We start from the raw sequence: 22,811 nt of genomic DNA on the forward strand, positions 1-22,811 counted from the left end.
CCCTTTAGTTGTCAAGTAGTTCCGGCCATACCTCTTTTAAAACGTTGACTGCACCGGCATATGTCTCCTCAGCGGCAGCTTTTGCTCCCTTTGCAATATAGAAATCGGAAATAACTTCCACACCTACAACCTTTGGCAATACCCCGGCATCCTTTACCATTTTTATAAAGCCGGCTGTATCGCCAAAACCGGTTCCGGGTGCCAGTCTGTCATGCATGGATTCGTCCCTTAAGACGGAAGGCGCATATGCTCTGTCATGGACATCGTTGATCTGTATGGAAACAATGGCATCTCCCGGAACACCGCAAAGATCAAAGGGCTGGTTCGCCCGGACCCAGTGCCAGGTGTCCAGTATGATTTTAGCATTGTTACAGCCGCACATCTTAACCACTTCCCAAGCCTTTTTTAAATCAGGAATCCCGCTGTAAGGCATTGGTTCCACGCCGATGATACGTTCCCCTGCCCTCTGGCAGAGTTCTTTTAACTTCTGTGCGGTATGTTCCACAGAGTAATTCTCCATGAGACCGCAGTTAATATGACCGACATGAAATAAATCACACATATGGAAACAGATCTGCTCCTTATACATCTGTTCATAGCTTCTGTTTTCTTCCGCCCACATGGTGATGTATTCTACTTCCGTACAGGCAATCTGATACTTTTCCAAAATTGCCAGGATGTCTTTGTCGTGCAGTCCCTCTGCCAATGCATCCACATAGGTTTCTGCCCGAAGTCCAATTCCTTCATACCCCGCCTCTTTGGCAGCTTTCACACGTTCTTCAAACGAAATCTGATCTCCTAACGTCCAGGAACTGATTGTTATTGGGTGTTTCGCTGACATGATTCGCTCTCCTTTTACATTTCAAAATGATTGTTAAATTCATAACATATTTTCATTATATATTGTTTTCTATTAGAAAACAAATTGATTGTTTTACCTGTATCTATAAATATTTTATATAGATCAGGCATAAAAAAAGGACCAGTGCATCATTCGCATTGATCCCTCAGTTTTTATATTGCCGCCAGTTTATCAATTCCCTTTTGCAGATCTGAAACAAAGTAGAAATCTGAACCGTGATTGCTTTCATAGATAAAATCCCTGAGAGGCTTGCTGGTATAACCGGAGAAATCGCCGATCACTGCCATCTTTACATCGTAATTTACAAACTTCTGTAAGATCTCCCCAGCTAGCCGGGTACTAAGGCAAAAGAAATCTTCTGTAATGGCTTCCTTTGATACCACGAATCTGCTGCTGTCGGACTCATATTTTACCTGCGCCATTAAATCAAGGGCTGAGCCAACATCCTGAATCAACAGTTCTTCTCCTGATATCACTGCAATGGAAATTCCATTTTGGGTAATTATATCGATCTTCATAACTCTTAATCTCCTTTTAAAAAACTCATTATCTCTGCGGATAACCTGTTGATGGAATGCCCCTCCCGGGGTAAAACGTTAATTTGAGAATGTGGGAGCAGTTTATGAAGCCTGTCCGCAGTTTTATAAGAATAAAGCATCCTATCTTTTCCTCAAACAGTTAGCAATGGAAATTTGTTCCTTACATAAAAAAGTGTTCCCAGAAAGAAAAGTGAAAATCCATTATGCAACAAAAAAAACGCAGTAGCCACCGGAATATACCGGCAGTGACTGCGTTCATGAATCGTATTAATATATTTTATAATCTTCTAATTTTCCATTGCTCCATTTAATATCTACTGTCTTACCATTTTTGATTCTAAGACCTCTTACGTAGCCATTCTCAAACTCAGCAGGAAGGGCCGGAAGTATTTTAACCTTGCCGCCCCGCTCCTGTACCAGCATGTTGGCGATTCCGGCAGTTCCTCCGAAATTACCATCGATCTGGAACGGCGGATGAGCACACCAGAGATTGTCATAAGAAGATCTGGTCAGAAGAGTCTTTAAATACTCATAAGCATGTTGGGAATCTTCCAGTGTGGCGAAGAGATTGATAATCCAGGCACAGCTCCAGCCAGTATATCCGCCTCCGTTTGCCAGACGCAGAAGCAGAGAGGTTTTGCATGCCTCTGTCAATTCTTCGTCTCCTTCAAACAGCTCAGACGGAAACAGTCCATACAAATGGGAAACATGGCGGTGACCGGGCTCTGGCTCTTCAAATTCCTTATGCCACTCTAAAAGCTGGCCTTTGCTTCCGATTTTAAAAGGAGTAAGTTTGCTCAGTCTTTCTGCAATTTCCGGTAATACTTCATCGTCTATTCCTAAAATTTCACAGGTTTTCTCAAAGTTTCCAAAGACTTCCCGGATAATCTCAAGATCCATTGCCGTTGACATTGCCACTGCCGCTGTGCTGTCTTCCCTGCCTGGAACTTTATATTTATTCTCAGGCGATGTGGATGGACAGGTTACATACTGATCGTTATACAGATACAACCAGTCAACCAGGAACAGAGCGGCTTCTTTTAAAATTGGATACACCGTTTCCTCAAGAAATTTCCGATCTGGATTGTATTCATAATGCTTAAACAGCTCATTGGTTAACCACGCGCCGCCCATGGGCCACATAGACCAGGTAACGCTTTCCGGTTCTCCCTCTTCTTCTCCATGAGCCATTCCTACCGGGTTGGTATTGCACCAGTAATCCGCGTTATGGTGATGTACAAAACCACGGCACTGATAATGGACTTCTGCTGTTTTCTTTCCTTCCTCACAAATCCATTTTACAAATTCGAAATAAGGCTGCAGGCACTCTTGCAAATTACAGCTTTGTGCAAGCCAGTAATTCATCTGTGCGTTGATGTTGGTAGTCCAGTTGCAGCTCCAGGGAGCTCTTAACTGCCAGCTCCAGATTCCCTGTAAGTTAGCGGGAAGACTTCCCTCTCTGGAGGAACTGATGAGTAAGTATCTTCCATATTGGAAATAGAGGCCGTAAAGTGCATTGTCCTTTTCCCCGTCACGAAGCCGTTTCAGTCTTTCATTGGTGGGGATATCTAACTGCTCTCCAAGGTAGAGCTCTGCTTTATCATAAATGGATTTATAATCACTGACATGCTGCTCTTTTAAGGTATCGTACGCTGCTAAATGGTCAAAAGCAGGCTCTTTCACTGCATAAAGTGCCAGAATTACTGTTGAAGCGTCTTTAATGCGAAGCCCTTCTTTTTCACCGGATACTTCTCCGTCACAGGAAAGAATATGTAAACCAGCGTGAAACTCCATTCCTTTTTCTCCCTGGATTACAGGATTCTTGCTGTAATCTATATAGGAAGGGTCTACATGCTCCGGACATTTTCCGCTGATCTTAATTCCATCTTTCTCATACTCCGCTTTATATTGCACCTGGGATTCAAAAGAAATCAGCGTATTAATCGCCTTTTTGTCACAATCCAGCTTTATCAATACCGCTTTGGCAGGATAGCTTGCAAAGTATTCTCTGGAATAGCCTGCACCGTTTACCTTGTAGCTTACATTGCTGACTGACTGATCCAGATTCAGGACTCGATTGTAATCCGAGACTTCTCCTTCATAATCAAAGTCCATGTACAGATTTCCCAGAGGAAGATAGGATTCATTGTATTCTCCCAGCATATGACTACGGATCAATTCTTCTGCCTGTACGTACTCCTCCTGCTCCACCAGTCTGCGGCACTGTTCCAGATAAGGAAAGGCATCATGGTTGTTTTTGTCATGGCGGTATCCTGACCAGAGGCTTTCCTCATTGAGGCCAAGACACTCCCTCTTTGTACTTCCCCATATCATGGCACCCAGACTCCCGTTACCGATTGGGAGGGTTTCTTCCCACTTACTCGCCGGTTCAGTGTAGAATAGCTTCATATTAAAATTTCCCCTTTTCCAGTTTTACCCTGTTACTTCACAGTCAATATACTGATTTTTTCTCCATCTGTCAATGGTTTACTGCTCTGTAAAACAACAAGGTCACCGGTGGAAAGTCCCTGGGTCACTTCAATATAAGCATTCTTTTTCTTTCCCAGTGTAACGGGAACTTTCACCGCACTGGTATCAGCGGTTTTATAAACATAGGATCCCGTATCATCGGTCTGAACAGACTTAGCTGGAATGTAGACAGAATTTTCTTCCTTATTGTCGGAGAGTCGGATATCTGCCATAAGACCGATTGCGCTGTTTGTACTATCCTCACCCAAAGTGACCGTCACGAGAAACATTCCCGTACTGGAATCACTGACTGCAGAGACATCGCTGATACTGCCCTTTAAATTCTCCCCAAGAGTCTGAAGATTTACCTGTACCTCTGTTCCTGTTTTAACCTGGTCAATATCCATGTCAGCAACTTTTATTTCCACTTTTTTACCGCTGTCATCAATCACTGTGGCAGCCTTTATCTGGGGTGAAACCGTCTGGCCTGCTTCCACATTTATTTTTGTTACCAGACCTTTTATGGGTGATGATACCATGCAGTCATCGTATCTTTTCTGGGCAATATTAAGGGCTGCCCTGGCACTTTCAAGCTGAGCTTTTGTCACCTCACTGGTAGTTGTCTGGCTGTTCTGTGCTGCCTGAAGCTGAACCTGAGCCACATCCGCCTGGGCCTTTGCAGCCTCATAGTCTGCCTGGGATACGTCACCGCTTTCATAAAGGACTTTTATCCGGTTAAAATTATCACTTGCTGTGGTGAAGCTGATCTGGGCTGGCTTAACCACTGTATTTAACTGATTTGCTTTTTGTGCGCTGTCATAAGAAGCCTGGGCTGCCTGGAAACTGGCCTTCGTCTGCTCTAATTGCAGACTGGCATCCTGATTGTCGATCTGAAACAAGGGAGCACCTGCTTCCACATGGTCACCTTCTTTGGCTAAGATCTGGGTCACCTTACCGCTTGCAACGGGAATGATATCAACGCTGCTTAAAGCCTCTACTGTTCCCTGCCATACCATGGCAGACAAATCTTTTCCTTCTTTCGCTGCAGCTACCGTTACTTCTGTCTGTTTTCCAGCTCCCGCACAGCCTGCAAGAGCCGACGAAAGCATTGCTGTTACCATTAAAACTGCTGTTATCTTCTTCATCCGTTTTCTCCTTCTCAGACTATTATTTTAAATGAATTTTCACAGAAGCATTCATTCCAAAAACAAGAGGAAGATTCTGCTGATTTTCAATTGCTACCTTAATCGGTATCAGCTGTGTCACCTTTGTATAGTCCCCACTGGTGGTAAAACTGGTTCCTCCTGAAAAATAGGTCTGTGTTGCGGGATCGATCTCAATTACCTGCCCCTTAAACAGTTTTCCAGGATAGGCATCCAGTTTAATATCCACTTTCTGTCCCAGCTTTATCTTCATAATATCTGTCTCTTCCACATTTACCCCAATATAAAGATCCGAGGTGTCTGCCACCACTGCCAGTTCTGATCCCATGGCAACTGCCTGATTGGCAGCTCCTTCATTTTTTACTACGGTTCCGGTTATGGGTGATGTAATATATGGAAGGGTTTCCTCACGTCCAAGGACCTGATCCTGTTCCACCAGATCTCCATTTTCTACTTCCCAGGATAAAAGCTTTCCATTAGCCACGGCTTTTACCGAATACAGCTTTGCTGTCACTCTGGCATTGTCAGTTTTAAAATAGTTTGTACTTACATAATAGAAATATCCTGCGGCTGCTCCTCCCAAAAGAACGACTGCCAGCAAAAGGGGAATGAGTACTTTTTTCAGTTTTCCTGTTCCCTTACTGATCTCCTGATCTTCAATATTGATGTGTTTGTTTTCCTGCATATCATTATCCTCCGCTATGATTGTTCTGCAAACTGGCTGTGATACAGATCGGAATAGAATCCTTTCTTTTCAAGCAATGTTTCGTGATTTCCCTGTTCAATGATATCGCCATCCTTCATAACCAGAATCATATCCGCATCCCGGATGGTGGAAAGACGATGGGCAATGACAAAGCTGGTTCTGTTTTTCATTAATTTATCCATGGCTCTCTGGATAAAGACCTCCGTCCGCGTATCAATGGAACTGGTTGCTTCATCAAGAATCAGGATTTTCGGGTCTGCCAGAATGGTTCTTGCAATGGTTAACAACTGTTTCTGCCCCTGGGATAAGTTACTGGATTCTTCATTAATCACCATATGATAACCTCCCGGCAGTGTTCGTATAAATTCATCACAATGAGCCGCTTTTGCTGCCGCTATCACATCTTCATCTGTCTTATCAAAATTTCCGTAGCGGATGTTATCCATTACCGTAGCGTTGTAAAGCCAGGTATCCTGAAGCACCATGCCGAACATGGCACGTAAATCTCTTCTGGTAAAGGTAAGGCTGTCATGACCGTCAATTAAGATCTGCCCCGAATTAAGCTCGTAGAAACGCATCAGAAGCTTGACTATGGTAGTTTTTCCGGCTCCTGTGGGACCTACAATGGCAACCGTCTGCCCAGCCTCCACGTTGGAAGAAAAATGATTGATAATCATGGTATCCGGCTGATAACCAAAACAGACATTTTTAAATTCCACATTTCCATGAACTTGAGGCAGCACGATGGGGCTTTCTGTCTCACTGACTTCATCCTCTTCATCTAAGAACTCAAATACACGTTCTGCTGCCGCAGCTGTTGACTGCAGAGTATTGGAAACATTGGCAATCTGGGAGATTGGCTGCATGAAGGATCTCATGTACTGGATAAATGCCTGAACATCACCGATCTCAATTACCTTTTTCACCGTTAAATATCCGCCTAATAGACAGACACACACAAATCCAAGATTACCCACAAAAGACATAATGGGCATCATCATTCCCGATAAAAACTGGGATTTCCACGCAGATCCATAGAGCTTATCGTTAATCAGCCGGAATTTCTCAATGGCTTCTTTCTCTCCGTTAAAAATCTGAACCACGTTATGGCCTGCATATATTTCTTCAATATGACCATTTAAATTTCCCAGACTCTTCTGCTGCTGGGAAAAATATTTCTGGGACTTTTTCACTACGGTAACGATTAATCCCATGGATACAAACAATACCAAAACTGCCACCAGGGTCATTCGTACGCTGATAGAAAGCATCATGGCTACGATACCGATTAAGGTAGTCACCGATGTAATCATCTGGGTCAGACTCTGATTTAATGTCTGGCTTACCGTATCCACATCATTAGTAATTCTTGAAAGAATCTCTCCATGAGTTCTGGTATCATAATAATTTAACGGAAGGCGGTTCATCTTTTCCGATATGTTTTTTCTCAGCTCATAGGTGATCTTCATGCTGACCCCTGACATAATGTAACTCTGCAGATAGGAAAAGAGAGCCGATACAAGATACAGGACAACTAAGAGCAGCAGCCGATTTCTGATATAGCGGAAATCCGTTAGCAATCCGGTTCCCATGGCCCATGCCATCAGTCCTTCAAAAAGCTTGGTGGTGGCTTTTCCTAAAACTTTAGGCCCTACAATGGAAAATACGGAGGAAAAGCACGCAAACAGGATTACAACAATGACGGAAGCCTTGTAATGTTTTAGATACCCGGCAAGGTGGAGCATGGTGCCTTTAAAATTCTTTGCTTTTTCAGTCTTCTGGCCAAGTCCGCCGCCCCGGCCCATGGGTCCGCCTGAGGATTTTTCTTCACTCATTTCAGTTCCTCCTCACTCAGCTGTGACAGCGCGATTTCCCGGTATACTTCACAGGTTTTCATCAGCTCCCGGTGTGGCCCTTTCCCCGCAATTCTGCCCTGATCCAGAACAATAATCTGATCCGCATTCATAATGGTACTGATTCGCTGAGCCACTAAAATGGTGGCGCTGTCTTTTGTTTTATCTTTCAGCGCAGCTCGAAGCTTTGCATCTGTCTTAAAATCCAGAGCGGAAAAGCTGTCGTCAAACACATTAACCGGTGCTCTTTTAACCAGTGCTCTTGCAATGGAAAGACGCTGCTTCTGACCGCCTGATACATTCTGGCCTCCCTGGGCAATTTCTGTTAAAAAGCCTTCGGGCCTGGAATCAATGAATTCCTCTGCCTGAGCAGTATTGGCTGCTTCCTCCACCACTTCTTTACTGGCCTCTCTGTCACCATATTTTAAATTGCTCTCGATTGTTCCGGAAAATAAGATTCCCTTCTGGGGCACAAATCCAATCATGTCTCTCAGCTTTTTTAACGGCCAGTTTCTGATATCAATGCCGTCAATTAAGATTTCTCCCCCTGTCACATCATAAAAGCGGGGAAGTAAGTTGACCAGTGTGCTTTTTCCGCTTCCGGTTGCTCCGATAAAAGCAGTTGTCTGACCTGGCAGTGCCGTGAATGTAATATCGTGAAGAACCGCTTCATCGGCATCGGGATACTGAAAGGATACTCCCCTGTATTCCACAGTCCCTTTGGGTGTTTCAGAGATAACTGCAGCTACCTTGGGATCTGTGATGGTGGAATCCGTAGTCAGTATTTCGACCACCCTCTTTATGGATACAATGGCTCTTGGAATCATGATAAACATCATTGCCATCATTAAAAAAGCCATAATGATCTGCATGGCATACTGCATATATGCCATCATGTCTCCTACCTTCATCTTAAAGCTGGATACTGCCTTTGATCCCACCCAGACGATTAATAAGTTGGTCAGATTCATGATTAGCATCATGGCCGGCATCATGCCGGAGGTAACTCTGTTAACAAATAAATTTGTGTCCGTCAGCCTGGCATTCACCTTATCAAACCGCTTTTCCTCAAATCTCTGGGTATTAAATGCTCGAATTACCAGAGTTCCGTCAAGGCTTTCCCTGACGACCAGGTTCAGCCGGTCGATTAACTTCTGCACATACTGAAACCTGGGCATAACCACCATCATCATGGAAAAAATCATCACAAGCAGTAATCCCACAGATAAGGCGATAATCCAGGACATGGATTTATCCTTTTCCAGGGCATGAATGACGCCGCCGACTCCAAGTATGGGCGCATAAAACACGATACGGATCAGCATAACAATCAGCTGCTGGATCTGGGTAATATCATTGGTGGTTCTGGTGATTAACGAAGAAGTGGAATACTTCTCCATCTCCGCACTGGAAAAACTCTCAATTCTGGTAAATACATCCTGCCGCAGATTCCGGCATATGCCTGCTGCCATTCTCGCACCGATCAGTCCCACGATTACGGTGCAGAACGCGCTTAAAAAGGCGATTCCCATCATTTGAAATCCGGCTTTGACTATGTACATCGTGTCTCCCGAAGTGATACCTTTATTTACGATATCAGACATATAATCCGGAAGCGATAAATCACAGGCAGCCTGCCCGAACAGCAGCAGCATGACCGCTGCTAACGATATCAAATGGGGTTTGAAATATCGGAAAAATACCTTCAAGTCAGTTCCCTCTTTTCTGTTTCATCAATCTGTCGTTTCGTCAATTTCTTCCGTCATATCATTCACTGCACGTTCCATCTGATCAATAAAACGATTCCATAATGTGATCAGCTGATCCATATCTTCCATTCCCATACCTTCTACAACTCTTCCCACCAGCAGATTCACTTTCTCCAGACACTTTTTTCTTACGAAATATCCCTTTTCCGTAAGCATGACACAAATATTCCTTCTGTTGTCAGGATCAATCTCCCTGGATATCAGTCCCCGCTTTTCCAGGGAATTTAAAGTACGGGATGCAGAAGGTAAGACAATATCCATTTTTTTTGCCAGTGCCGATACATAAATGCCCTTTTGTTCCTGATCTCCGTTCGTTGCTTCATATATCTGCTGAATCGCAAACAGTTCAAGACGGGTCAGTCCCTGGGACAGCAGGATTTTATCCACTTTTCTCCCTTTCCCCATCATGACTGCCAGGTGGGTTTTTACCTTTTTTATGTATTTTTCTTTTTCATCCATCAAAATTTTCTATCCCCTTTTAATTACTTAACACCATTAACATTTACCAACGTTCATCATTCTACTCTTCTCCAGTTCCTGTGTCAATATGTATTTTTTTTCCTTTCAGATTTTTAACACCGAAACAAAAAAAGGTCCATGCCCGCAGAGGGCTGAACCTTTTTTTAACATTCTGTTATTTTTTTACAGATGGCAGATTACTTAAATTATTATTCTCTGTTCCGTCAGGAAGTGATTTTAAGTATTCATTGCCATTTCTGGAAGCTACACCGACACCCTTTATCTCACCCTGTCTGGCAAGCATGACACCTTCTTCTTTATTCAGTGTTCTGCCGTCAGACAACTGGTATCCGGTTACCCGGCCGCTTTCTTTTACCAGAGCAACAATCTCCTTTGCATCTGCCTTCGGTGATGGGATATCATCAAGAGCCATCATGGCCAGATCGGCTCCAGCACCTTTTGTCTTATTTTCTGACATTGTTATTTGCCTCCTTCTTAACATGACCAATTCGTTTTTAGTGTTTCAATATTCTCCCGGATTATTCAGTATTAATTAGCCTTTCACAGCTCCGGAGGTCATGCCTGGTATAATATATTTTTGAAGAAGTAAATAAACTGCTGCCACAGGAAGGGTGGATAACACTACATTTGCAAAGACCAGCTGCCAGTCTGAGCTGTGATTTCCAAAGAAATTATAAACAGTCAAAGGCAATGTATAATTTTTCGCGCTGTTTAAGAAATAAATGGATATTCCAAAATCATTCCACACAGCCATAAAATTAATAATGACAGCCGTAATTGTAACAGGCTGAAGCAGGGGAAATATAATTCTGAAAAAAAGCTCTGTCTGACCAGCTCCGTCGATCCAGGCAGATTCATCAATCTCCTGCGGAATACTTTTTATAAAGCCTGTGTATAAAAAAACGGTAAAAGACATGTTTGCTGCAATCAGTACGAAGACTGCCGCTGTCTCATGTGTCAGGTGAAGAAAATTGCAAACAAAATAAGTTGGTATGATCTGAAGAGGGAGTACCAGCCCGAAAATCACCGCCATATTCACCATGCGTGATAACACCGTTTTTCTTCTCTCCAATACAAATGCCATCGTAGAGCATAAAATGATCAGAAATAAAACACAGATTACGGTTATTACAGTGCTGTTGACAAATCCCCGCAATATCCCTCCCTCTTTTATCATGTCATAATAGTTTTTAAAAATCTGCCACTGAGTGGGAAGCATCATATTCATCTTAGCCGCTTCTGACTGATTCTTAAAGGAATTAATCATTACCATGTATACCGGAATCAGAATGAGAAAGGCACACAGCCACAGCACCAGATTGAGGATAATTGGTTTCCAATACTATATTTGAAAACCAGGTACAGGATATCATCAATGTGGCCGCTTTGACTTCAGTCCGTTCCAGCAACTCCCTCTCCGCCAATATCCTGACCATATTATCAAGAAATGATTTAACAGGAGCAGAGATTGTCAGTTATCGGAAAATCGCTTCTGATTATTTAATCAGCTTATGCAGCTTCAAAAGTAATTTAAATGGTCTGATGCTCAGTGATTTCAAAGGAAATACCATCACTTACGGAATCCCCACTTCCTATGAGACCATGGCCCAGAACAACTGGATTTCCTTAATCAAAGACAGCGAAGATTCACTGGTACTGATACCGCCCCATTTCCCAAGACAATGGTATAACACCCAGAAGGACATGGCTTTTTCGGTTTTGAAACCGGTTTACAATTATAACAATCAGAAAATTGGCTTTGTGATTGCAGACATCAACTCCGATTTATTTCAGGAGTGCTTTGATACCAGTTCTCCTTCCCCCTCATCCTTATATGTAATCAATCGAGAGGACGGCAGGGTTCTTTTTTGTCCCTCATTTAATCTGCTGAATATGGAACTGAACAAAGAGGTTCTTCCTGAAATTACTAATAATATCTTGTCTGCGTCAGGCCATTTTCTTATGATGAGCCCGGAACAGGAAAAGATGCTTGTGGTGTACCACACCTCCTCCCTCACAAACTGGACCACATTAAGTGTGATTCCGGAAAAGGAGATCGTTACTGCATTTACCAGTACTCTGCACAATATAATCCTGATAACGCTGTTTCTTCTATTCCTGTTAATCGGAACCGTTTTTTTCATCACCACCTTACTCACCAGGCAGATCCGTATTCTTGCCAATGCCGTAAAGCTGATTGATGGAGATTATCTGGATTTTAATGTTTCCATTCAGACGAAAGACGAAATCGGCGCACTGTCCAGTCAGTTCCAGGCTATGCTTAAGCGGATAAAGCTTCTGCTTCTGGAGGTGAAAAGGGAGGAAGAAGGCAAACGCAGGGCAGAGATTGCAGCACTTCAGTTCCAGATGAATCCTCATTTCCTATATAACACATTAAACACCATTAAATTTCTTTCCTCCCTTCAGGGAGCAGAAAACATAGGAAACGTGGCTCAGTCCCTGTCATCTCTCATGCATATCAGCATGGATGGACGTTCTTTCCTGAAAGCAGAGGAAGATGGGGAGTTTGTAATATCCTATCTGGAAATACAAAATTACCGTTATACCAATGCATTTCAATCCCGCATCCGTGTTTCAGAGGAAGCCAGAAGCTGTATGGTGCCAAAACTGCTGGTTCAGCCGCTGGTTGAGAATTCCTTAAAGCATGGTTTAAAAGATAAGGCAACCGGAGGTATTCTGCTTGTGGATTATTTGCTTGATGAGAAGTTTTTGAAGATTATTGTAGAAGACAACGGTCTTGGAATGAATGATGGACGAATTCATGAAATAATGAATCACAACCAGAACGAGAATGCAGGACATATTGGAATCCACAACATCAGAGAACGCTTACATATGTACTTCGGCAATGATTATGAAATGGAAATTATCAGTCAGCCGGGAGTTTTTACCCGGTTTGAAATACTGCTCCCCATTATTACAGAAAATGAGGTATCCCACTATGTTCCGAATTTTAATCGTTGATGATGAACTGCTGGTACGCAACCATCTAAAGCTGCTGTTTACTGATTTATCCAGTGATTTTACCATATGTGCAGAAGCTGGGGATGGCGTAACTGCTCTCGATAAAATCCGGGAGACGAAACCACACATTATTATTTCAGATATGAAAATGCCCGATATGGATGGACTGATGTTATGCAAGCGGGTGAGGGAACAATATCCGGACATTATCTTCATAGCACTGAGCAATTATGACGATTATCCCTATGTGCGTGGCGCTTTAAAGAATGGTGCCCTGGACTATATGCTAAAACATAAGCTGAGCAAAGAATCACTTTTGTCTCTGTTGGAAGATTTAAAGAAAACTCTCAACATAAAAAATGACACAAAGGCGTTTCCTGACCGCAGCTTATCCGCTTTAAGAGAAAAGTTTGTGGCAGATTTACTGGGTCAGCTTTTCCTGTCGGAAAAAGAGATTGAAGCCAATTTAAAAATTCTTGGTATCCGTCTGGATATGACTGAAGTCATTCCCATTATTCTTTCCATCGATGATTATGTTAAACTGGAACAGGAAAGCAATATGAAGAAACGAAACATTTTAAGTTTTTCCATCTGCAACATCGGCAATGAAATACTAAGCAGCTATCCCGCAGGTATCCTCACGCATATGGAACAGGGAATCTACTGCATTCTCCTTTCCTTTGCCCACGAAGCAAGCGAGGCAAAGAGACAGGAAACCATTCATAGCCTTCTGCACCAGCTTTCATCTAATTACAAAAATTATTTAAACATATCCGTTAGTTTCTGTGTAGGGGAACTTTCCCGGCAGATATGGGGAGTGGGACATTCCTATGCAAAAGCACTGGAGACCACAGGGCTTATTTTTTACTCTGGTAAGCAGTCCATTCCTCATTCCAGTCACTTGATTCCCCAGCCATCAGAATTAACCGGGCTTGATTATTCTCTGGAAAAGACTCTTCTTACCCTGGTTTTAAAAGGAGAGACTATAAAAACAGAGACACTTATTAAAGACTTGTTTCAAACTATGATTGACCAGAAAGAGACCCGCTCTAACGTGCAGATGAAATGCACGGATTTGCTCAGCATTATCACCCGGATTTCCAAAAAGAATCAACTGGATCTGGGAAAAATCATCGCCGGCAAAGCAGCTCCTGATCAGATTTTTATCCAGCTTAATACGCTGCCCCAGCTTTGTCAGTGGTTCCTTGACTGCTTTATAAACATGTGCGGGGAACTTAAGCGTCAGATGCCAGGTGATTCCTGCTATGTAAAAGCTGCAATCGGATACATCAACCGGGATTATGCGGGATCTGTCTCTTTGCAAAGTGTGGCAGAGGAAATCGGAATCAGTGCCGGATATTTAAGCACTATTTTTAAAAACGAAACAGGTCAGGGTTTTACCGAATACTTAAACTCCATCCGGATCGCATCCGCCGTAGGTATGCTGGAGCTTGGCGAACGGGACTTTCATAAAATTGCAGCGGAATCCGGATTCTGGGATTACGCATATTTCTTTAAAGTATTCAAAAAACGTATGGGCACTACGCCGAAAACCTATTTAGAAACGATAATCGGACGGTGGTGACAGGCTGGAACATACTCCTCTATCCAGATCAGGGAAAATGTGGTACAATCTAAGTCAAAAAAAGGAGGAATTGCTTTGACTTACATAGAACGAACGATCCGTTATTTTTTCCTCATGCTTTTATATAATCTGGTGCTGCTGTCTCCCATGATGCCAGACAAACTGATACGTGTTCTCTCCTGTACTGGTTTGATGCTTTTTTATCTTTACTGCCATATTATACCTGTGAATACCAGCTGCAAGGGGCAAAGGCTTAAAATTCTCCATGGCGGCTACGAACTGGTGCTTGCTTCAATCATGACTTTTCTGATTGAAACAGCAATTTATCTATTTCTGATTTTCAAGACAGATACACCGGCACGCCTTCTTATTATAAATGGTATCATCTGCGCCATTCTGCTTTATTTACTGTTTATGAATGGGATCATACGGATCTTTACCTGTTCGGGACAGCTTGGATTTTTTAAAAGGATTGCACTTTTGCTGTTCTGGTGGATTCCAGGATTCAATCTGTTTCTGCTTCACAGTTTCATTGAAGTATCGCGAAAAGAATATGATTTCTCAATGGAAAAGCAGCAGTTCTACGAGAAATGGAAAGAAGAAGAATTATGTAAGACCAAATACCCCATATTAATGGTTCACGGTATATTTTTCAGAGACTGGAAAAACTTTAATTATTGGGGAAGAATTCCTGACGAATTAATCCGGCACGGATCCACCATTTTTTACAGCAACCATCAGTCTTCCGCTTCTGTGGAACAATGTGCAGAAGAAATCAAAGCCTGTATTTTAAAGATTGTAAAAGATACTGGCTGTGAGAAAGTAAATATCATCGCCCATTCAAAAGGAGGGCTTGACAGCCGGTATGCAGTCAGCTGTCTTGGCATGGATCGGTATGTCGCCTCCATCACAACCATCAATACCCCTCACTACGGCTGCAATTATGTATGCCGGATTCTTGACCGTATCTCTCCTGAATTTGTTAAATTCATCGGGAAAAAATATGAATCCATGTTTACTCTTCTTGGTGATGACAATCCTGACTTTTTAAGCGGATTAAGGGATTTAACTGACAGAGAATGTGCCCGGCTCAATGGGATTATGACTGATGCTCCCGGTGTATACTGTCAAAGTACAGGATCTCAGATGGGTTCTGCAAAAAGTGCCATGTTTCCTCTGAATCTGGGTTATATGATCATCCGTATTTTTGGAGGCGGTAAGAACGACGGTCTGGTTTCTACCAGTTCCATGGTTTGGGGAAATGATTTAGGAGTACTGAAACCAAAAGGAAAACAAGGAATCTCTCATGGAGATGTCATTGACTTAACACGCAAGAACATAGAAGGCTTTGATGTGATGGGATTCTATACAGATCTGATCCACAAGCTGAAAGAACGGGGATATTAACGGAAGGAATCCAGAAAGGAGGAGCCATGAATAAGGATACCATTATAAAAAGTTTAAAAATAGCAGTAGCCGCCGTGCTCTCCATTGCAATTGCCGGAGAACTGGGGCTTCGTTATTCCGCTACCGCCGGAATCATTACAGTGCTCAGCATTCAGAATACAAAGAAAGAAACCATAAAAAGTGCCAGAAACCGGACACTGGCTTTTGTGTGTGCTCTCCTGATCGCCCGTTTCCTTTTTGGAATTCTGGGGTTCACCCTTCCTGCATTTGCGGGATATTTATTTCTCTTCGCTCTTTTGTGCTTCTATGCAGACTGGGGCGAAGCCATAGCCATGGATTCCGTACTTATCACCCATTTTCTGACTGAGCGGTCTATGACTGCAGCTCTGGTCGCCAATGAGGCAGCGCTCTTTCTGATCGGTACAACAGTTGGAATTTTAGTGAATCTTCACCTGCGAAGAAGGAAAGATGAATTTAAAAGGCTTTCTGACGAAGTGGATACCCGTATCAAAGACACCTTAAGCCAGATGTCCTGTTTTCTTTATTCTGAAGACAAAGACAGCTGCACACCGGCGGACCTTCTGTCTCTGCAAAAGGCCCTCCGTACAGCCAAAGACTGTGCCTTAACGAATTATAACAATGCTCTGTTTAAAAAAGATACCTACGAAGTTGATTATATTGAAATGCGCAGGCAGCAAAGCCTTCAGCTTTATGAAATCTATGAAAATATCCGGTCGATTTCCTGTCTTCCAAAAGAAGCAATGGAAGTTTCTGAGCTGTTAGCGAGAATCGAGCAGGGCTACCACAGAGATAACACGGTGGAGGGACTGTTAAAGGATTTAAATCTGCTTTTGCTGGATTTAAAAGATCATGAGCTCCCCATAAGCAGAGAAGAATTTGAAGCAAGAGCCATACTCTTTTACATCTTAAAGCAATTGCACAGACTCCTGTTAATTAAACGGGAATTCATCTTAAACCACAGCAGTTAATCCTAACGATTGTCCACCCGCTCCGGATAAAGATCGTGGGACGTAAGCCGCTCCCATGCCACCTCTTCCCATTTGGTTTCCGGCTTTCCATAGTTACAGTAGGGATCAATGGAAATGCCGCCTCTGGGAGTGAATTTTCCCCACACTTCAATAAATTTGGGGTGCATTAATGCAATTAAATCTTTCATAATGATATTCATACAGTCCTCATGGAAATCTCCATGGTTTCTGAAACTGAATAAATAGAGCTTTAAGGATTTACTCTCTACCATCTGTTCCCCTGGAACGTAAGAGATGGTGATAGAGGCGAAATCCGGCTGTCCGGTAATCGGGCAAAGGCTGGTAAATTCCGGACAGTTAAATTTTACAAAGTAATCGTTATCGGGATGCTTGTTTAAAAAGGTCTCTAACACTCCCGGATTATAATCCGTTTCATAAACAGTTCCCTGGCTTCCCAGATGGGTCAGTCCCTTAGTTTCCTCTGAATTTCTACCTGACATCTTTATTCTCCTTTCTTCCATGCCGGATCTTCCATTCCATTCTTTGCAAAGGCCTCTGCACGGTCTATACAGGTACCGCACTTTCCGCATGGTTTCTCTCCGCCTTCATAGCAGCTCCATGTCAGTTCATAAGGGACATGAAGCATCAATCCCCGCTCCACAACCTCTGCCTTGGTCCATAACACAAATGGGGCTTTTATGGTAAGCTGATTTCCGCTTCCAATGTAAACGGCACGGCTCATTGCTTCCTGAAAAGAACTGCTGCAGTCCGGATAGGCATTCCCTGCTGCATCATCACTGTGAGCTCCGTAATAGATCACGCTGCAGCCTTTTGACAGGGCAATGCTGGAGGCAGAGGAAAGAAACAATCCGTTGCGGAAGGGAACGTAGGTTGATACCGGTTTGCCTTCGCTGCTTTCCAGCTGCTTTGCATAGCTTTCTCTTGGTATCTCGTGTTGAGACTGGGTTAATAAGGAACAGTCACTGTAAGCAAATATTCTGCTTAAATCCAGACTTATAAATTCTATCTCATAATAATCTGCAATCTTTTTTGCAGCTTCCAGCTCTTTTGCATGCTTTTGCCCGTAGGAAATGGACAGACCACAGACATTCTTTCTGCCATATTCTTCAATTGCCATACCAAGGCAGGTGGCGCTGTCAACACCCCCGCTTAATAATACCAGTGCTTTCATCTTTCTCTCCGTTTCTTTTTCCTTATCCAATTTTCATAAGCGTAATTCCGGCTCCGACTTAAAACGTCCTCTTAAGGTGACTGTTTTCGTCCTGGCCGAAGAACTTTTAATTCCTCTGGCAGTCATACAGCTGTGACTGCCCTCAATCACCACTTCTATATCCTCTGAACCGGTAACTTCTGCCATGATTTCTGCTATATCGGAACCAATTCGCTCCTGAAGCTGAAGTCTCCTGGCTGCCATATCTGCAATTCTGGCAATTTTACTTAATCCAATCACTTTCCCATTTGGTATATAAGCCACGGCAACTTTCATATCGTACATCAGCGCCATATGGTGTTCGCAGTAGCTGAACACTTCTATGTCCTTTACTACCACCATGTCATCTCCCACACCGTTTGTATTCATATCCTCTTCAAAGGTTTTTCCAAACATCAGTGCAATTTCATGGTTTGAATAATTGATCCCTTCAAAAACTTCTCCGTACATCTTCGCAACCCTGGACGGCGTATCTTTTAAGCCTTCCCTGTCCGGGTCCTCGCCCAGTGCCTTTAATATCCCTCTCACATGGGTCTGGATTGCGTCTGTATCAATAGCCACTCTGCATCTCTCCCTTCTGATTAAACGCCCACTGCATCGGATCCCCAGATGATTTTATGCAGCTGCAGCTGAAGAGTCACATCATTTAACCGGTTCTGTTTCATAAATTCCACCACATCAGGCAATGAAAGTCTTCCAAATACGGTGCTAAAATAGAGATGGCACCGGCCGGAAAGCTGATAGCGGGAAATCACCTCCACAGCCTTTCTTAAATCCGTTATACTTCCTGCAACAAATTTTACCGTATCCTTCTGCTTTAAATAATCAAAGTTAGAAAGCTGCATTGCAGCCTCCATTCCGCTTCCCGGAAGTTTATAATCCATGGTAAAGGTAAGTGCATTTGTTTCTCTCTGATAAGTTGAAAGGTCTGCACTTCCGTTTGTTTCAACCTCCACACGAAGTTCCTCGTCTAATAAAAGAAGAGAAAGAAGATCTCCGATGCCAGGCTGGATCAGGGGCTCGCCTCCCGTAAGTGTTACATTTTTAATACCTGTTTCTTTTATGTATTCATAAATTTCAAGCTCACTCATTGTTTTTCCGCGTACCAGGGCATCTTTGGCCCAGGCGGTATCGCAGTAAGAACAGGAAAGATTGCATCCATAAAAACGGATAAATACAGCCAGCTGACCTGCATATACTCCTTCTCCGTTGATGCTTACAAAGGTTTCCGCCACATTATAATCTGCCATGGCTATCCTCCCCGTAGGAAGCGCAGTTTGCAGGAGTCTCATACACTTTGGCAGTTTTCACATCATAACCTCTTTGGCTCATTCTTTCATAAAAGTATCTTGAAAATCCTTCTGCAGTGGGGCGAAAATTCACTTCCACCAGTAAAAAGCCCTCTTCTTTAAGGGCCGTAAGGGTTTTAGGCTTTAACGAGCCTGTTTCCATGATCAGAGAATGGTCGAAATAATCGGTTTCTTCTTTTAAATCCTGTTTCAGCTTGGAGAAATCAACAATCATCCCCTGTGTCTGTCCTTCTTTTTGAAGTGCGGGGCTTTCAATTTCAATTACAACCCGCCATCTGTGACCGTGGATATTTTTGCATTTTCCATCATAGCCCTTTAAAAAATGAGCGGAGTCAAAACTTTGTTCTGTTTCCAGATAATACATTGTCTCATTGTCCTTTCGAATTTCAGAGGCGGAATTTTAACTTTGCCGTATTATTGCAAAAAAAGCAGACATATGACTATGTCTGCTTTCTCTATCTGCACGAAAAAAAAGCTAGAATAACTGCGATAACTTTTCTTCCAACAATATTAAAATCAGCCCTAGTTTTGTTTATAGACAGGATGGTACTAATGAACTGTCTTCTATGCGGTTAAAAGTATAACACCGTTTTTACTGTGCGTCAAGACAAGGGGCTGCCTTTTACCTGTTACCGGATTGCCTGAGGAAAACTGAATACATGGTAAGGATCATACCGACTCTCTGTCTGTCTTAATCTGCAGACATTCTCGCCGTAATACTCCTTCTCATAATCAGTCAGCCTGTTATAAGGAAAATTAATATAGGAGCCTTCCGTGATTGACTTTAGATACTGAAATCTGGGATAGAGCCACTGCCTGTTAATCTCCCCATAGCAATCATTTTCCCATACCGACTGAATCCCCATGATATAAGACGCATCCCTGTAAAAATAAGCTGTGCTGACAGGGCTTACATCTTTAATCTTACCGCCAAGTGCATAGACAGTGACTGCCGCATAAACCGAGCCTTCCGCCTGTTTTGCTATGAGTCCGGCAATCTGCAGCCGCTCTTTTGCCCCGTACATTCTTTGAACAAAGCGTCCAGTGGATTGAAACTTTTCAGAATCCGGATAGGAAGATTGTATTTTTTCCATAGCCTGAAAAAACGGCAGTTCCTCATAAGATAAAACCGCCCCGTCCCTTTTAAAAGGGTTCAATATGGCCGCGGCTTCCTTAGCTGAACCATAAAACAAACCTCTCCCGAAAATCCCAAGTCCGTCCTGCGGCGAATTGTACATACTGATATTCATGGTAATTCTCGGATCCAGACCCACCAGCCATTTCTGCCAGACTCCTAAAAATCCCGCCATTTCCTCAAGACCAGGTTTGGTATACTCAAGTTCCACCAGAGTTACTGCTGTTATCCTTGGCGGCAGCTGAAACCTTAAAGAGGTAACAACACCAAAATTACCTCCCCCTGCTCCTCTTAAGGCCCAGAACAGATCCGGGTTACAGGTTTCATCAGCAGTTAATACCTCACCTTCATAATTAACCATCTCCACAGCCTTTAAGCTGTCACAACCCAGCCCCAGGAAACGGCTTGAATATCCCCAGCCGCCTCCCAGTGTATATCCAGCTGCACCAACGGTAGGACAGGTTCCTCCCGGGAAGGGATACCCCTTTTCTCCTGCAAAATTGTACACTTCCCGGTTTTGAACACCGCTTTCCATGACAATACACTGCCCGGAACCAGAGAGGCGGATGTCCTTCATCGGACTCACATCAATCACCATTACCCCATCTCCGGTGGAATAACCCTGATAATGATGACCGCCTGACCGGATTCGTATTCCCATCTCATGCCGTCTTGCATAATGTACAGCATTTTGTATATCAGAGATCTGGCTGCAATAAACAATTACCTCCGGGAATTTCTGAACCGCCCGGTTCCACTCCTGCCTTGCCTTTTCATATTCTTTCTGGCAGGGAGTAATAATTACTCCTGTTAAACCACCTTTATATAGACTCACTTTTATCACCGGCATTTCTCAAATATTCAGATTCATACTGTATAATATGAGTTTGTCTATCAACAGGGTACTATGGCTGTCCGGCTGATTATTTCCCCTCTGCTTCTAACTGCGCAATCTTTTCCTGAAACTGGGGAAGATGCTTTTTGTGAGCCACTAAAAGTTCATCAAGGATACTACCCGCGATCTTACCGCTGGGTACCAGTGGATTTAAGGTAAATGCCTGCTGTGCAGTTCCGTAATCACCGGTTACTGCTGCCTTTATCGTAGTCAGCTCCATGTCCTTCATCAGCTGCAGCAGCCCTCTGGTGGAAGAATCAAAGCTGCCCCATGAGATGGGCACCGGACCGCCTGCTGTAATAATGCTGCTGACTTCCACAACCACATCATCCGGCAGATCGGAGATTGCTCCGTTGTTTCTGGTGCTCACAACCATGGTGGTTTTCTTGTCGTTATAAATGGATGCAATCAGCTCACAGGCAGCATCGGAATAGAATGCACCGCCCCGCTTTTCCAGCTGAACCGGCTTAATACTTAAATCAGGATCCTTATAAAGTTCAAAAAGTTCTGCTTCCGTCTTCTTTACAAGCTCAGCTCTGGTTTCCCCTTTTGCAAATGCCTCCAGCTCTTCCTTCAGCATATCATCCGTAATGTAATAATACCGGTGATACATACATGGAATAATTCCAAGATCTCTGATCTGATCCGCTAAAAAGGCGATATTCGGAATGTTCTGAACTCCGGAACTTTTCAGCCCCTGCATGGCATTTTTAAGACCATCCGGCTTTGTATATACCGTCTCAAGAACTTCTCCTGTTTTTTCCACACCCTCATGATTCCATACTCTGTGCCAGTGAAAATGGTTTAAGCCGCCGAAACGGAAAAACAAATCCTCTTCCTTTTCCTGCAAAGCCCCTGCCGCAATTTTTCTGCACATAATGGGAACGTTGCACAGCCCTACTACCTTATCCCATTTGCCGTAACGCATCACTGCTTCGGTCACCATGCCGGAGGGGTTTGTAAAGTTCACAAGCCAGGCATCCGGACAGAGTTCCTTCATATCCTCCACAATTTCCAGAATGACTGGAACAGTACGGAACGCCTTAAACATGCCGCCTGCACCATTGGTCTCCTGCCCGATTACACCGTGTGACAATGGAATCCGTTCATCCTTAATCCGTGCATCCAAAAGTCCTACCCGAAACTGGGTGGAAACAAAATCTGCATCCTTTAAAGCCGTTCTCCGGTCCAGAGTTAAATGAACCTTCCAGTCAAGACCTGCTGCTTTCACCATACGTTTTGCAAGGTTTCCAACAATTTCCAGCTTTTCTTTTCCCTCTTCAATATCCACCAGCCAGATTTCTCCAATGGGAAGTTCCTCTTTCCGTTTGATAAAGCCTTCTATCAGTTCGGGGGTATAGCTGGACCCGCCTCCGATAGTTACTATTTTAATTTTCTCTTTCATCTGCTTACCTCCTTGTATTTGATAAAAA

The 22,811-nt window shown here is 43.3% G+C and carries 21 protein-coding genes; 4 read left to right on the plus strand and 17 right to left on the minus strand.

Annotation, left to right across the window (positions count from 1 at the left end; translation table 11 throughout):
- Nucleotides 1–4: 4 nt before the first annotated feature.
- The 10 genes from ABS301_RS01635 to ABS301_RS01680 form a co-directional block, all read right to left on the minus strand.
- The gene (locus tag ABS301_RS01635; protein WP_349670523.1) at nt 5–841 is read right to left on the minus strand and encodes a sugar phosphate isomerase/epimerase family protein; all 837 of its coding nucleotides are present in this window, start codon (nt 839–841) and stop codon (nt 5–7) included.
- Between the two features lie 173 nt (nt 842–1,014).
- On the minus strand, nt 1,015–1,380 hold the full coding sequence (locus ABS301_RS01640; RefSeq protein ID WP_349670524.1) for a DUF4180 domain-containing protein: 366 nt from the start codon (nt 1,378–1,380) through the stop codon (nt 1,015–1,017).
- A 288-nt stretch (nt 1,381–1,668) separates the two neighbouring features.
- On the minus strand, nt 1,669–3,810 hold the full coding sequence (locus ABS301_RS01645; protein ID WP_349670525.1) for a glycoside hydrolase family 95 protein: 2,142 nt from the start codon (nt 3,808–3,810) through the stop codon (nt 1,669–1,671).
- A 32-nt stretch (nt 3,811–3,842) separates the two neighbouring features.
- Nucleotides 3,843–5,015, minus strand: coding sequence for an efflux RND transporter periplasmic adaptor subunit (locus tag ABS301_RS01650; RefSeq protein ID WP_349670526.1), 1,173 nt, complete (start codon nt 5,013–5,015; stop codon nt 3,843–3,845).
- Nucleotides 5,016–5,037: 22 nt separating this feature from the next.
- Nucleotides 5,038–5,718: an efflux RND transporter periplasmic adaptor subunit gene (locus ABS301_RS01655; RefSeq protein ID WP_349670527.1), complete on the minus strand. Its 681-nt coding sequence runs from the start codon at nt 5,716–5,718 to the stop codon at nt 5,038–5,040.
- A gap of 14 nt (nt 5,719–5,732) precedes the next feature.
- Nucleotides 5,733–7,574 carry an ABC transporter ATP-binding protein gene (locus ABS301_RS01660; protein ID WP_349670528.1) on the minus strand — a complete coding sequence of 614 codons (1,842 nt, stop codon included), beginning with the start codon at nt 7,572–7,574 and terminating at the stop codon, nt 5,733–5,735.
- Entirely contained in the window at nt 7,571–9,301 is a 1,731-nt protein-coding gene (locus ABS301_RS01665; protein WP_349670529.1) for an ABC transporter ATP-binding protein, read from the minus strand. The genes ABS301_RS01660 and ABS301_RS01665 overlap by 4 nt, the downstream gene beginning before the upstream one ends.
- Nucleotides 9,302–9,325: 24 nt before the next feature.
- Complete coding sequence (locus tag ABS301_RS01670) at nt 9,326–9,820, minus strand: MarR family winged helix-turn-helix transcriptional regulator (RefSeq protein WP_349670893.1); 495 nt, start codon at nt 9,818–9,820, stop codon at nt 9,326–9,328.
- Between the two features lie 175 nt (nt 9,821–9,995).
- Nucleotides 9,996–10,298, minus strand: coding sequence for a DUF3892 domain-containing protein (locus tag ABS301_RS01675; RefSeq protein ID WP_349670530.1), 303 nt, complete (start codon nt 10,296–10,298; stop codon nt 9,996–9,998).
- A 75-nt stretch (nt 10,299–10,373) separates the two neighbouring features.
- Nucleotides 10,374–11,108, minus strand: coding sequence for a carbohydrate ABC transporter permease (locus ABS301_RS01680; protein WP_349670531.1), 735 nt, complete (start codon nt 11,106–11,108; stop codon nt 10,374–10,376).
- A 62-nt stretch (nt 11,109–11,170) separates the two neighbouring features.
- Here ABS301_RS01680 and ABS301_RS01685 point away from each other — a divergent pair, with 62 nt between their 5' ends.
- From ABS301_RS01685 to ABS301_RS01700, 4 genes are all read left to right on the plus strand, one after another.
- Nucleotides 11,171–12,826, plus strand: coding sequence for a sensor histidine kinase (locus ABS301_RS01685; RefSeq protein WP_349670532.1), 1,656 nt, complete (start codon nt 11,171–11,173; stop codon nt 12,824–12,826).
- Nucleotides 12,804–14,411, plus strand: a complete 1,608-nt coding sequence (locus tag ABS301_RS01690; protein ID WP_349670533.1) for a response regulator — start codon at nt 12,804–12,806, stop codon at nt 14,409–14,411. Before ABS301_RS01685 ends, ABS301_RS01690 begins: the two co-directional genes overlap by 23 nt.
- A gap of 75 nt (nt 14,412–14,486) precedes the next feature.
- Entirely contained in the window at nt 14,487–15,818 is a 1,332-nt protein-coding gene (locus ABS301_RS01695; protein WP_349670534.1) for an esterase/lipase family protein, read from the plus strand.
- A 26-nt stretch (nt 15,819–15,844) separates the two neighbouring features.
- Nucleotides 15,845–16,807, plus strand: a complete 963-nt coding sequence (locus ABS301_RS01700; RefSeq protein WP_349670535.1) for an aromatic acid exporter family protein — start codon at nt 15,845–15,847, stop codon at nt 16,805–16,807.
- A 2-nt stretch (nt 16,808–16,809) separates the two neighbouring features.
- Here ABS301_RS01700 and queF read toward each other — a convergent pair whose 3' ends face one another.
- The 7 genes from queF to ABS301_RS01735 form a co-directional block, all read right to left on the minus strand.
- Entirely contained in the window at nt 16,810–17,307 is a 498-nt protein-coding gene (gene queF / locus ABS301_RS01705) for a preQ(1) synthase (protein WP_349670536.1), read from the minus strand.
- 2 nt (nt 17,308–17,309) lie between these two features.
- A complete protein-coding gene (gene queC / locus ABS301_RS01710; protein ID WP_349670537.1) occupies nt 17,310–17,999 on the minus strand; it encodes a 7-cyano-7-deazaguanine synthase QueC in 690 nt (229 codons plus the stop codon).
- A gap of 33 nt (nt 18,000–18,032) precedes the next feature.
- Entirely contained in the window at nt 18,033–18,599 is a 567-nt protein-coding gene (gene folE, locus ABS301_RS01715; RefSeq protein WP_349670538.1) for a GTP cyclohydrolase I FolE, read from the minus strand.
- A gap of 20 nt (nt 18,600–18,619) precedes the next feature.
- Nucleotides 18,620–19,288 carry a putative 7-carboxy-7-deazaguanine synthase QueE gene (queE, locus tag ABS301_RS01720; protein WP_349670539.1) on the minus strand — a complete coding sequence of 223 codons (669 nt, stop codon included), beginning with the start codon at nt 19,286–19,288 and terminating at the stop codon, nt 18,620–18,622.
- The gene (locus ABS301_RS01725; protein WP_349670540.1) at nt 19,275–19,712 is read right to left on the minus strand and encodes a 6-pyruvoyl trahydropterin synthase family protein; all 438 of its coding nucleotides are present in this window, start codon (nt 19,710–19,712) and stop codon (nt 19,275–19,277) included. The genes queE and ABS301_RS01725 overlap by 14 nt, the downstream gene beginning before the upstream one ends.
- Before the next feature lie 265 nt (nt 19,713–19,977).
- Nucleotides 19,978–21,318, minus strand: coding sequence for an FAD-binding oxidoreductase (locus ABS301_RS01730; RefSeq protein WP_349670541.1), 1,341 nt, complete (start codon nt 21,316–21,318; stop codon nt 19,978–19,980).
- 88 nt (nt 21,319–21,406) lie between these two features.
- Nucleotides 21,407–22,783: a 6-phospho-beta-glucosidase gene (locus ABS301_RS01735; RefSeq protein ID WP_349670542.1), complete on the minus strand. Its 1,377-nt coding sequence runs from the start codon at nt 22,781–22,783 to the stop codon at nt 21,407–21,409.
- Between the last annotated feature and the right edge of the window lie 28 nt (nt 22,784–22,811).

Source organism: Lacrimispora sp., from assembly GCF_031982545.1.
Classification (GTDB): Bacteria; Bacillota; Clostridia; order Lachnospirales; family Lachnospiraceae; genus Lacrimispora.